Here is a 12727-nt window from a genome sequence, read left to right on the forward strand (position 1 = left end):
CAATGGCGAGAAGAGGCTTTTTTCTTGTGAGTTTTGATGCAGCGCGCTACCCCGGCGGCAAATTGGTGCAACGGCACCTTAGTCCAGCAGCACGCCTTCAACTGCAGAGGCAGAGCCGTCGAGGACGTTGCACTTTTGGATCTGGTGAACAAACCAAGTACGGAATGCCTTTTGGTCGACGCCCACACAGACGGTTGCGTTGGGTTTCTCGCCAAGATATCCGGCCAGGTCAACAACGGTGCAACCACTTGTCAGAGCACCGGCGCACTCGACATCCACAAACACATCCTTGGTCTCAAACATCTGGGGCGCCAGCAGGTAGGCCACGGCCGTTGGGTCGTACATGCTGAAGCCCTCCTCCTGGTAATGAACGCGGTAGTTGAGCAGCAGCTTGACCAGCATGTCGCCGCTCTTGCCTGAGTTCTGGATGTTCTCGATGTCCTCGGGCATAACACGAGCAGCGTCACCCACCTCAAGGCCAACCATGGCCACGTGAACGCCAGATGCGAAGACAATTTTTGCTGCCTCGGGATCAACGCCCACGTTAAACTCGGACATGACGCCAAGATTTCCGCGGGTCAGAGCGCCGCCCATCATAACAATGCGCTCGATATGCTCTTTGACCTGTGGATATGCTTTCAGCAACAGTGCGATGTTAGTCAGAGGACCAAGCGTCACCAGCGTGGTTTTCTCGCCAGCGGAAGCGCCTTCCATAATGACGCGACGCTGTGCCTCAAGTGCGGTTTCTTCAAGAAGACAGTCCGGCTGAATGCCGTCGAACTCGTAGCCCCTCATGCCAGACGCACCGTGGACGTCGCTTGCGTCCATAGGCTTTCTGAGCAGCGGCTCGGCAGCACCGCGCGCAACAGGCACGTGCTGGTTCCAGAATTTGAGCAGCTTGAGGGTATTGTTGGTGACGTTCTCGATGCCAACATTTCCGCTGACAGTAGTAATAAGCTTGATATCCAGCGCCTTTGCGGCCAGGGCAAAACCCAGGGCGATAGCGTCGTCGATGCCTGGATCTGTGTCGATGATGACGCGCGTCTTAGTTGAAAGCGTTGTCATAAGTCTCCTTTGTACGTTTGAGCTGCGTGTGGACTGCGAGTTATGAAACAACAATCACGGTAATTTTAACCTAAAACTCAACTACCTGCTGATACGTTGGAATTGATTGCTGAGCGCCAACCTTTGTAGTAGCGAGCGCCGCGGCCTTCGCAGCCACGTCGAGCGCCTGCTTGATATCGTGGCCCTCCAGCTGCCCCGATGCCTGGAAGGCGGCGAGCGTGCCCATGAATGTGTCACCCGCGCAGGTAGTGTCCACAGTGTCCACGCGATAGCATTCCTGCTGGTAGATGCCGTGTGTGTCGGCGGCAATCGAACCCTTAGACCCCAGCGTTAACACCGCAGTAGCCACGCCGCTTTCAAGCACCTTCTGTACTGCGGCCTCGGGATCTGCCAGCGGGCTAATCTTGCCCTCGCCAAACAGGTCCGCAAACTCAATCTCGTTCAGGCAGAGCAAGTCCACGCTGGCGAGAAGACCGGTGGTCATAGTTGCCGCTGGCGATGGGTTCACCATCGTATAGAGCCCCAGCTCATGCGCGTACCTGATAAGCTCAAACGTGGTCGACAACTCGCACTCGAACTGCGTCAAGAACACATCTCCTGGCTTTGCAATGCAATCGAGCACCGCTTTTACGTCGTTAGCTGTACGTGCATGATTAGCGCCGTGGTCCAAAATGATACGGTTATCGCCGCCAACGCGCACGATCACAGCAACACCAGTGGAGACTCCAGACAGCTCATTTACCTGCTCTGCATTGACTCCGTAGCCAATAAGCGACTGCTTGAGGTCCTGTCCGAACGAGTCAGCGCCAACCGCGCCAATCATGTGAACGTCCGCGCCCATTTGAGCTGCGGCGACTGCTTGATTGGCACCCTTTCCACCTGGGCTGGTGACAAGATTTTTGCCGCCGATGGTCTCACCCTGCTGAGGCATCTTATCTGCCTCGATGGATATATCCATGTTCAGGCTTCCAAATACAATCACTTTGCCCATGTGAGGTCCCTTCTTTGCAAGAGTACCGCGCTCGGCGTTGCTGCTCGACGTTGCTGGTCAACAGTTCGGTTCGGCACTCACCGCGATGTGCAACAGTCTTCTCGACGTTGCAGCCCAACGTTCTTCTCGACAGTATGTATTAAATAAATGTCCTGTTTATAGGGTATATAGTAATTACTTGACCAATCTCGTCAACCCAACTACTCTTAGAGTGCTTGAGGACGGACATTCATTTTTTAAGTGACGTTGCTCTTGCAAAACACCTAATTTTAAGGAGGTGCTTTATATGCCTGGTCGAAGTAGCGGCTTACGTATGACAGCCGACGATGATTCTGTTCATGTGCGTATGGGATATAAAGAAACCTCTCATAAAAAGTTTTAGATTTGATTTCAACTGAATTGAAACTAAAAGAGCTCTTATAAGCTTATACATTTACAGATTTACCTGCTCGTTTGTAACTATTTCGATTCTGTAGATATATGAACCTATGCCCCGGTTTCAGACCATTTGGTTTCAAATCTCGCACATAACAGAACGCTTTCAGCTTGCGTCATACACCAACCAATTAGTCATTCGTCCCCACTAATCATCGGAGGTGCACATGGCAATCATGAAGCGCACAGACCAACCAAAGACAACTCAGACCACCTCGGGAGAGCTTGGGCAGTCCTTGACCTTTGCCGCAACTCACTCGGTGAAGAGCGTCTGTAGAAAATTCCATACCACTCCGGACGGTCTTGCCCTTGACATTGCGCAGGCAAAATACGACCTCGATGGGCCAAACGTCATTACCAGCGCCGCCGAAGAGCCCTCTATCATCCGCTTGCTCAAGAGCTTTGCAAGCCCTTTCACCTTCATTTTGATTGCCCTCGCTGGCATTTCTTACATCACTAATGTGGCTCTTGCCGCGGATGGCGAGAAGGACCCGTCAACCGTCGTCATCATTACCGCAATGGTGCTCATCTCCGGCATCATTGACTTTGTCCAGAGCTCCAAGGGAGCTTCAGCAGCGGCTGCGCTCTCAAAAATGGTAACCTCCACCACAAGAGTTATCCGCCGTCCTATCGACTTTGATGACACGGGTGTGGACCAGGGCGGCGACCAGGACTTCGACCAGAACTCGGATGGCGCCGTAAACGCCGCCGTGGACTTCGAGGACGAATACGCCGCAGATGAAGCCGCCGACGAAGTCGAAGACGCCGCCGACGAAGCCGCGACCGACGCTCCAGAAGAGCCCAAACTTGCCTCAGCGCTGGGTCAAGAAATCCCCTTTGAACAGGTAGTTATTGGCGACATCATCCGCCTTGCCTCGGGCGACATGATCCCCGCGGACTGCCGCGTTCTGGACGCCAAGGACCTCTTTGTTAACGAAACAGCACTCACCGGAGAATCAGAGCCTGTCGAGAAAACCGCTGGTGTAGTCCACGCCCGCCGCCGCGCCGATGGAACGCGCTACCCTCTCTCGCTCTCCGAGTGCACAAACCTGCTGTTCGCAGGCACTACGGTTCAGTCCGGAAGTGCAACGGTAGTGGTAGTTGCAACCGGCAACAAATCCTACGTAGGCACCATGTCTGAACTGCTCCAGCAGCCCGCTGGCGAGACCAGCTTTGACGAGGGCCTTAAATCCGTCTCCAAAGTACTTGTCTCATTTATGCTGATCATGTGCCCTATCGTGTTCTTTGCAAACGGTTTCCTCAAGGGTGACTGGTTTGACGCTCTGCTCTTCAGCGTTTCTGTTGCCGTCGGCATTACCCCTCAGATGCTGCCTGTTATTGTGACCACTTGCCTTTCTCGCGGTGGAACGCAAATGGCCAAGCAGGACGTCATTGTTAAGAATCCGGCCGCAATCCAAAACCTGGGCGCCATGGACATCCTGTGCACCGACAAAACCGGTACCATCACCGCAGACGAGGTTGTTCTTGAGCGTCACCTCAACATTCTGGGCGAAGAGGATCCTCGCGTGCTCCGTCACGCGTATCTGAACAGCTACTTCCAGACCGGCCTTCGCAACCTCATTGACAACGCAATTATCAAGACCTCAAACGACGAACTGCCCACCAACCTGCTGAGCATTGAGTACGAGAAGATCGACGAGGTTCCGTTTGACTTTGAACGTCGTCGCATGAGTGTTGTGGTGAGAAACACAAAAACTGACAAAACGCAGATGATCACCAAGGGCGCCGTCGAGGAAGTTCTGAACGCATGCTCCTTTGTTGACCTGGACTCTGAGATTAAGCCGCTCACTCCCGCCCAGCGTAAGAGCGTTATGGACCGCGTCTACCAGCTCAATCAGGAGGGTATGCGCGTGGTTGGCGTTGCTCAGAAGAGCGACCCTCGTGGCGTCGGCGAGTTTGGCGTAGACGATGAGCGCGACATGGTGCTTATTGGCTACCTGGCCTTCTTGGATCCGCCAAAAGAGAGCGCTCGCGAGGCAATTGCCAAGCTCAACCAGAGAGGCGTGCAGGTCAAAGTGCTCACCGGTGACAACGAGGGCGTTGCTGCTGCCGTCTGCAAGAAGGTGGGCATCCACGTTGACGAGCTCTTACTTGGAAGCGACGTAGAGAATCTCAACGATGAGCAGCTCAAAGAGCGTGTCGAGAAGACCCAGCTTTTTGCAAAGCTTTCCCCTATGCAAAAGGCTCGCGTTGTCTCTGCGCTCAGGTCCAACAACCACGTGGTCGGCTTCATGGGCGACGGCATTAACGACGCTGCCGCCATGCGCTCTTCCGACGTAGGAATCTCCGTCGATACCGCCGTTGACGTGGCAAAAGAGTCCGCAGACATCATCTTGCTGCAGAAAGATCTGCTGGTACTTGAACACGGTGTCGAAGAGGGTCGCAGAACCTACGGCAACACCATCAAGTACATCAAGGCAACCGCAAGCTCCAACTTTGGTAACGTGCTGTCCGTTTTGGTGGCCAGCTTCTTCCTGCCGTTCTTGCCTATGAGCGCCCTCCAGCTGCTCCTTTTGGGATTGGCATATACCGTTACCTGCATCGCAATTCCATGGGACAACGTTGATGATTCGTTCCTTTCAAGCCCTCGCTCTTGGGATGCTCATTCGATTACAAACTTTATGCTTTGGATTGGACCAGTCAGTTCAATCTTTGATGTACTGACCTTTGCGCTTATGTTCTTTGTGGTCTCTCCCGCCCTTGCCGGAGGAACCTGGGCAGAACTTGTCGCAGCCGGAAATACCGCAGCTCAGGCACTCTTTATCCTGTCTTTCCAAACAGGCTGGTTCATCGAATCCATGTGGACCCAGACCTTTGTTCTTCACGCACTTAGAACCAACAAGATTCCGTTTGTTCAGAGCATGCCTTCTACCTCACTGTTTGCCCTCACAACCGCGGGAATCATTGTGGTTAGCGCTCTTCCGTATCTGCCCATGTTTGCCCAGCCTTTAAGCCTTGTTGCTCTGCCTTTGTCGTTCTTTGGGTGGTTAGTGGCACTCATGAGCGGGTATATGGTTCTTATCACCATAATCAAGAGCCTCTACGTTAAGCGATTTGGCTCTCTGCTCTAACCTTGCTCCAGGAAGGACCACGATGGACGTAAAAGAAGCCATGGACCAGCGCATTTCTCTGCGCGCCTACGACCAAAAGCCTATTGAGCAAGAGAAACTCTCTCAGCTTCAGGAAGCTATTGACGTCACAAATGCCCAGATGGCAGAGGTTGCACCCGATCACCCCGCAATCCTTACCATCGAAGGTCCTCACCTCGAGGACGGCACCTCCGTCCACATGAAGAACAGGTCTATTGTCGGCCCCATTTACCACTACGTAGCAGGTTATTGTGAAGACGCAATTGCCCGTGAGCTCATCGGTTACTGTGGCGAGAAGATCGTTCTTCTCGCCACACAGCTGGGCATTGGCTCGTGCTGGATTGCCGAGACCATGGACTGGAAGACCCTGGCTCGCGACGAGTATAACGGCCTTAAGCTGGGCATTATTATCTCCATCGGATACGCTCCGGAGAAGATTCCGCTCAAGCAGGAGGGCATTCGTACTGCAATTCGCCTGCGCACCAAGAAGCCTACGCAGATTATGACTGCGAACGGCCAGCCAACTGAACCAGAGAAGATGCCCGAGTGGTTTAACCGCGGCATTAATGCGGTTTTGGCATGTCCAACCGCTATTAACAAACTTCCCGTTGTATTTGACCTGACAGATGGCGTGGTAAGCGCATCTATGCCTAACCAGCGCCACCTCGTCCAAGACTATGACCTGGGTATCTCCAAGCTACACTTTGAGCTTGCCGCTGACCTCAAAGGTACGTGGGAGCTTGGACAGCCTGGTCGCTTTATCGTTTCTGAGTAGCGCGCTCTCCGAGTAACGACTCAGCTCACCGCAGCATCTCTGCTCACAGCCGCCCAACAGCGCACTTCCCAGCTCACCGCAGCACCACCAACAAGAAAGGACCACATATGGCCTGTTCCGCACAACACGTTGCAAACAAAGTTCTCTCGTCCTACCAGTGGAGACTTGCAACCAAAAAGTACGACCCTACCAAAAACGTCTCTGACGAGGACCTTGAGGCAATTCTCGAGGCTGGTCGTCTGGCACCAAGCTCCTACGGCCTGGAACCCTGGCGCTTCCTAGTTGTTAATCTGCGAGAGAATCAGGCCTCTGAGCAGTCACTTCGCCTTAAAGAAAAACTTTACGAGCCATGCTATGGTGCTCGCGCGTCCCTTAACGGTGCTCACTACCTGGTTATTCTTCTTGCTCGCAAGAACGTCAACGCAGAGTCAGCTTACGTCAAGCACATGATGCACGACATCAAGCAACTTCCTGCAGACTTTGAACCAACCTATGCGGCTGCTTTCAAAAACTTCCAGGAAAACATGTTTAACCTGGTAGGCAACGAGCGTGCGACCTTTGACTGGGCTTGCAAGCAGACCTACATTGCGCTTTCAAACATGCTTACCATGGCCGCTATGATTGGTGTTGATAGCTGCCCAATCGAGGGCTTTAACCGCGAGGCTGTCGATAAGATTTTGAAAGAAGAGGGTCTTCTCGACGGCGGTCAGTACAACGACTTTGGCGTTTCCTGCATGCTTAGCCTCGGCTATCGTGATATGGATCCTGTCCAGAAGCGTCGCCAACCAGCTGAGGATGTTATCGTCAAGCTGTAAAGCGTTGTTACACTAACTTTTGAGCTGCCTCTTATTTCCCAGCACCGGGAGATAGGAGGCAGTTTGTTTAGCAGGCAATTCTTTGCTGAGAGAGAAAGTCTTTGCTTTGTAAGAGTTTATTGCTCATGCGAAACTCAGTCATACATAGCTTGATCGCACACCATTTTGTCGCCAACTGGTCTTTTGTGGTGTGAAGTGACTTTCTCTGATCCAAAAATGGCCCATTTCAGTGCGAAGTGGTAAAAAATGCGTTTAGTTGGAAAATACAGGATTGACTAATTTCTATGCAAGCGATTTACCAGCGCTTTTTATTGGACGAATTTTTCATGAACATTCACATTATTTCTGAACTGCTCAAACGTAAATGCCAAAACGACAAAACACAAAAATTACTTCCAACTAAACGGGTTTTTTACCCAAAACAGTACCCTCTGAATGACATATCAATTTCTTGATTAATTTTCGTGCATATTAGACAGTCTTTATGCACGCCGAGGTGTCCTCGTGCGCCTCGTGCACCCCGTGCTCCAGCGCGCCATCCATGTCGTCGCATAACCACGACGCATATGGCGCGCTCGCACGAGCAGCTCAACCAGCAGAAAACGCCTAATTACCTGCGGATAAACCTAAAGCCGCGGCCGGAGTGAATGTACGGCAAGAAAGCTCGATCCTCTTCGCAGATACTTCCTGCAACGTTGTCGCGAGCATCAAGCTCCAAAAGGCCTCGAGCAATCGAAAGCTCCCCTGCATAACGGCCATAAGCCTTGCTACTCACCAAGATGGCGCCAGTTGCAACAGTTTCCCAGGTAGAAGGCTTTGCGTCGTACACTGGAGTGTCTTTCCAGAGCCTGGACTCCTGCGAGCGAATAATGTACGAGCTGGAATCAGGTCGATCGGTCTGCAAGCGATCATACAGATACTCAAAATCAGGCTTGAGCTCCGTCTTTAGCTCAATGCAGTTTTGCTCAAGCTGACCAATGCGCTTCCACGTAGACTCAGTAACATCTGGGTCGCCAATAAGCACCACGTCAGAGTCAGCGTCGTAGAGAGCAAGCATCGCCTGAATAAGCGCATCGCTCGAAAGTCCACGGTGTTCCTCGACAGTTGGCAGTCCCTCGTAGAGAGGACCGCGGAAAATCTCGCCAGGAACAAACGAGAAAATCTGGAATCCAAGCGCCGAAAGGCGTGCGTTAATCTGTGCGACGCGCTCCAGCGAAAGGCCCGTGTAGCTCTTGGGATAATAATTGTGGCAGGCGGCAAAACGAGTGAAGTCGGCACCAGCTGCTCGCCATGCTGAAATGTCGTCCTTAGTGATGGTCGAAGCGTTAAAGACCACGTGGAACTTGCGAGAGAGCTCTACGGTCTCCGCCGCGTCAAACCCAAAGTCAAGACGCACATACGTAATGCCCAGCTCAGCAAGCTCGTCAAACTTCTGAACGCCAAGTTTGGAAAGAGTAGCAGGAGAAACATCTGCAATAAGGTTAATCTCCGCCTTCCTGCAAAGTTCCAAGAGCTTACGAGCCTCGGTGCGATAATCAATCCCCTCTTCCTCTGGAATCTGGAGAGAAGTAAAGGCGTAGTGGCATCCGGCTGCCTGCGCTTTTGCTACAACCTCAGCATTAGCTTCATATCCACTGGCAAAATACAGTGAAATTCCGGTGCGCATAAATCCTCCAAGTAAATTGCAAACGCTTCTAGAAGACGGGTTTCTCGCCAGGCGAGAAGACCGACGAGCAGCCAGTCGGGCGACAGTCGGGCGGCCAGCCGAGCGCCGGGCGAGAAGACCGACGAGCAGCCAGGCGGTCGGTCTTTCGGACGGCCAGTCGGGCGTCGGGCGAGAAGAAAAATCCCTCTTCCTAGGATACCTAAGAAGAGGGATAAACGTTTCTAGAACGTACGGTTTTTACTCGCCGAAAACGTCGTTAATACGATCCTCGTCAACGCCGAAGAACCAAGTAAGTGCAAAGCCTGCAGCGTAAGCAAGAAGCATTGCAAGCAGGTAGAAGACCTGGTTACCAGGCTGGACAATCAGCAAACCAAAGAGGCCGGAGACGCCCTGGGAAACGGTACCAAGGTGGAAGAGGTAAGCAACTACGGAGCCAATACCGGAGCCAAGGCATGCGGTGATGAATGGCTTACCAAGAGGCAGGGTAACTGCGTACATAAGAGGCTCGCCGATGCCAAGCATACCAACTGGGATGGACTCGGTCAGGTACTTCTTGACACGCTTGTTCTTGGTCTTGAAGAGGATTGCAAGACCAGCACCAACCTGGCCGCCGCCTGCCATCATCAGCAGAGGAAGCAGGTAGTTGATGCCCTGAGTTGGGCCCTCTGGGTTGTTAAGCATAACGTGGATTGGGGTAAGTGCCTGGTGAAGACCAACGGAAACCAGTGGCAGGAAGGTAGAACCAAGCAGGTAAGCACCAAAGACGCCAAGCTTGTCATAGAAGAACTGAAGGACAAAGAAGATTGCCTGAGTGAGCCATGCGCCTGCAGGCTGAAGAATCAGGACAGAACCAATAACACCGATGATAACGGTGCAAAGTGGAGTCAGGAAGGTGTCAAGAACGCTTGGCATAACCTTGTGCAGGTTCTTCTCCAGGAATGCGAAGAAGATTGCGCAGATGATTGCACCAATCATGCCGCCTGCTGCTGCGTTAAATAGATCAGAGGAAGCGACGATAAATGCGCCCTCCTTGAAAGCAACAGTTGGGAGGCTGAATGGAAGGTGAACCAGACGAGTTGCAACGCCGTCAACAGTCTTGGAAGCAAGAAGAGGCATACCAGCGTTAGCAATGGAGAGTGCACCAGCCATAGCACCAAGAACGCGAGAACCGCCAAACTCCTTGGCAGCGTTCTCGCCAGCAAGAACTGGCAAGTAAGCGAAAAGTGCCCAGCCCATGGTCCAGATAGCTGCGAACCACCACTCGTTAGCAAAAGCCTTACCAGTGGAGAAGTTGATAACGTTGATGATACCGTTAATCAGACCTGCAGAAATGATGCCAGGAAGCAGTGGAACAAAGATGTTAGCAATCTTCTTGAGGAAGCGCTGAACAGGCTTGTTCTCGTACTTAGCCTTCTGAGCTGCCTTGTTATCCTTAGCTGCGGATACAACGTCGTCCTCAGATGCGTCACCAGCAGCAACGCCGGTAAGCTTGGAGAACTCAACAATAACCTTGTTGACAACGCCAGGACCAAGAACAACCTCAAGGTACTCTGCATCCTCGACCAGACCCATGACACCGTCGATAGCCTTGATGGCCTCGGAGTCAACCTTTGCAGGATCTGCGGTCTTAATGCGGAGCCTGGTCATGCAGACCATGTTGCTCTGAACATTTTCTTTGCCACCGACGGCAGCAAGAATCTGCTCTGAAAGCTTGGTGTAATCCATACTTTCCTTCTTTCTCTCGTTGCGATGTTGCAACAAATACTTATCAAGAATACATAAAAAATGAACTTATCGGTACAAGAATCCATACCTGTGGTTCATTGTTTCATGTTTTGACCTAATTTGAACACCCTGTTACTGCAGGTAAACTGAGTGTTTTTCAAAACTTACCCTACGCTTACGCGTCATACTGATACCACTGACCGATGTAACTGAAACAAAATGCTCACGCGTGTGTCATTTGTTGCAACTGTAATTACTACAGTGCACCTCTGACATGACCATGAGCTGCCTCGAGCTTAGCTTTAGCCTCGTCAACAGGCATCTGAGTCAGCAGCATGACAATAGCAAGTTTTGCGTTACCGTCAGCCTGCTCAAGCGCCTGAGCTGCCTCTTCACGGGTGCAACCAGTTGCTGCCATGGTGATATTTTGCGCGCGAACTATCAGCTTCTTATTGGTCTGCTGCACGTCAACCATAAGATTCTGATATGCCTTGCCCACGCCAACCATAGAACCGGTTGAAATCATGTTCAGAATCATCTTCTGAGCGGTACCAGACTTAAGGCGTGTGGAACCTGTAAGAACCTCAGGACCACAGGAAGGCTCAATAGCAAGCTCTGCCTCTTTGCCCACTTCAGAACCCTTATTGCAGGCAATAGCAACGGTCTTGCAGCCCAACGAACGAGCATAGCGCAGGCCGCCAATAACGTAAGGTGTGCGACCACTAGCTGCAATTCCAATAGCAATGTCGTTCTTGTTCAGGCCAATCTTCTTGAACTCTTCTTCGCAAAGCTCAAGAGAATCTTCCGCGCCTTCAACTGCACGTACAAAGGCCTTCTCGCCACCAGCGATAAGACCAACAACCACGTCAGGAGAAACGCCAAAAGTAGGCGGACACTCAACCGCGTCCAAAACGCCCAGGCGGCCGGAGGTTCCAGCGCCAAAGTAGACAATCCTGCCGCCAGCTTCTAGCGAGGAAACTGCCCACTCAACTGCCTGTGCTACCTGGGGAAGAACCTCTTTTACGCCAGCTACCACGTTGAGATCTTCCTGGTTCATAACGCTAACCAGCTCAAGCGGGGTCATCTGATCCAGGTCCATGGTGTTGGGGTTTCTTGTCTCGGTGACAAGCTTTGTTAAATCAATCACGTTTTCACCTTCTGTGTTGTGATTTTTACGCAATATTACGCAATAACGTCGTTGGCTGTACCAGGCAAATCTTGGTCAGAAGAAAGCGTGTTGACACGTTCAGCTGAATCCAACTTACCAATATAGTTTGTCGAGAAACGCTTAACGCTCTTCTCGTAATTTCTGTTTACATATGCTGCAAAGAGTGCATCTACAACGTTGAGCTGGGCAATTCTTGAAGACATGGCGCCGCTTCTCATGATGTGCTCTGTTTCTGCAACGCCTAAAACGTAGTCGGAACGGTGAATGAGCTCTGAATCAATGCCGCCGCGGGTAATGGCAACCACCTTGGCGCCGTTTGCCTTTGCAATCCAGGCACACTCAATGGCTTCTCGCGTAAGGCCTGAGTAGCTGACCACAATAGCAAGATCTTCTCGCCCCATGTTTTTGGCGTAGAGCATCTGAGAGTGGTAATCGTCACTCAAATTGCAGTTGATGTTAAGGCGCATGAGTTTGAGCTGCAGGTCTCTTGCAACCAGAAGAGAAGCTCCCATGCCAAAGAGGCAGATGGAATGAGCCTGCATCATAAGTGAAACTACTGAGTCAACAACCTGAGCATCAAGCAATTGCCTGGTAAGCTCCAGCGAAGAAATGTTCTTTGCCGTAACTTTTTCGATGATCACATCAGTGGTGTCACCTGCGATAACGCCGCCGACAGCAATATCGTTGCTTTTGTTGCTTACTGCCAGCTCGTAAATGAGCGCCTGCTGGAACTCTTTATAGCCACCGCAGCCAAGCTTCTTGCAAAGCCTGACAACCGTTGATGCAGATGTATACGTTTGAGCTGCTAGTTTATGGATTGATTGACCAACTGCCGCCTCTGGATCCGACAGAATATAGTCGACAATATCGCGTTCAGCCGAACTAGCATTCTTGCGATACTCTTCCAGACGTAGACGAACACCTCTCACGCAATCACCTCCGGCCGTCCAGTTGACTAAAACGTTTGACTATATTGT

9 protein-coding genes are annotated in these 12727 nt (G+C 51.8%); 3 read left to right on the forward strand and 6 right to left on the reverse strand.

The annotated features are described in order from the left end of the window. Nucleotides 1-78 precede the first annotated feature (78 nt). Nucleotides 79-1065, reverse strand: coding sequence for a ribonucleoside hydrolase RihC (gene rihC, locus HMPREF1493_RS00725; protein ID WP_035427004.1), 987 nt, complete (start codon nt 1063-1065; stop codon nt 79-81). A gap of 70 nt (nt 1066-1135) precedes the next feature. Then, complete coding sequence (locus tag HMPREF1493_RS00730; RefSeq protein WP_035427005.1) at nt 1136-2056, reverse strand: ribokinase; 921 nt, start codon at nt 2054-2056, stop codon at nt 1136-1138. Nucleotides 2057-2658: 602 nt separating this feature from the next. Between HMPREF1493_RS00730 and mgtA the strand changes: the two genes are divergently transcribed. The 3 genes from mgtA (at nt 2659) to HMPREF1493_RS00745 (ending at nt 7191) form a co-directional block, all read left to right on the forward strand. Further along, nucleotides 2659-5583: a magnesium-translocating P-type ATPase gene (mgtA, locus tag HMPREF1493_RS00735; protein WP_035427006.1), complete on the forward strand. Its 2925-nt coding sequence runs from the start codon at nt 2659-2661 to the stop codon at nt 5581-5583. Nucleotides 5584-5605: 22 nt separating this feature from the next. Continuing rightward, nucleotides 5606-6376, forward strand: a complete 771-nt coding sequence (locus HMPREF1493_RS00740; RefSeq protein WP_035427008.1) for a nitroreductase family protein — start codon at nt 5606-5608, stop codon at nt 6374-6376. Between the two features lie 107 nt (nt 6377-6483). Beyond that, entirely contained in the window at nt 6484-7191 is a 708-nt protein-coding gene (locus HMPREF1493_RS00745; protein WP_035427009.1) for an NAD(P)H-dependent oxidoreductase, read from the forward strand. A 610-nt stretch (nt 7192-7801) separates the two neighbouring features. Here HMPREF1493_RS00745 and HMPREF1493_RS00750 read toward each other — a convergent pair. The 4 genes from HMPREF1493_RS00750 to HMPREF1493_RS00765 form a co-directional block, all read right to left on the reverse strand. Continuing rightward, a complete protein-coding gene (locus HMPREF1493_RS00750) occupies nt 7802-8857 on the reverse strand; it encodes a MupG family TIM beta-alpha barrel fold protein (protein ID WP_035427010.1) in 1056 nt (351 codons plus the stop codon). A gap of 237 nt (nt 8858-9094) precedes the next feature. Next, on the reverse strand, nt 9095-10582 hold the full coding sequence (locus HMPREF1493_RS00755; protein ID WP_035427012.1) for a PTS transporter subunit EIIC: 1488 nt from the start codon (nt 10580-10582) through the stop codon (nt 9095-9097). Between the two features lie 256 nt (nt 10583-10838). Continuing rightward, nucleotides 10839-11729 carry an N-acetylmuramic acid 6-phosphate etherase gene (murQ, locus tag HMPREF1493_RS00760; RefSeq protein WP_035427013.1) on the reverse strand — a complete coding sequence of 297 codons (891 nt, stop codon included), beginning with the start codon at nt 11727-11729 and terminating at the stop codon, nt 10839-10841. Between the two features lie 35 nt (nt 11730-11764). Continuing rightward, nucleotides 11765-12679: a MurR/RpiR family transcriptional regulator gene (locus HMPREF1493_RS00765; RefSeq protein WP_035427014.1), complete on the reverse strand. Its 915-nt coding sequence runs from the start codon at nt 12677-12679 to the stop codon at nt 11765-11767. Between the last annotated feature and the right edge of the window lie 48 nt (nt 12680-12727).

It is taken from the genome of Atopobium sp. ICM42b (genome assembly GCA_000564995.1).
GTDB lineage: Bacteria > Actinomycetota > Coriobacteriia > Coriobacteriales > Atopobiaceae > Lancefieldella.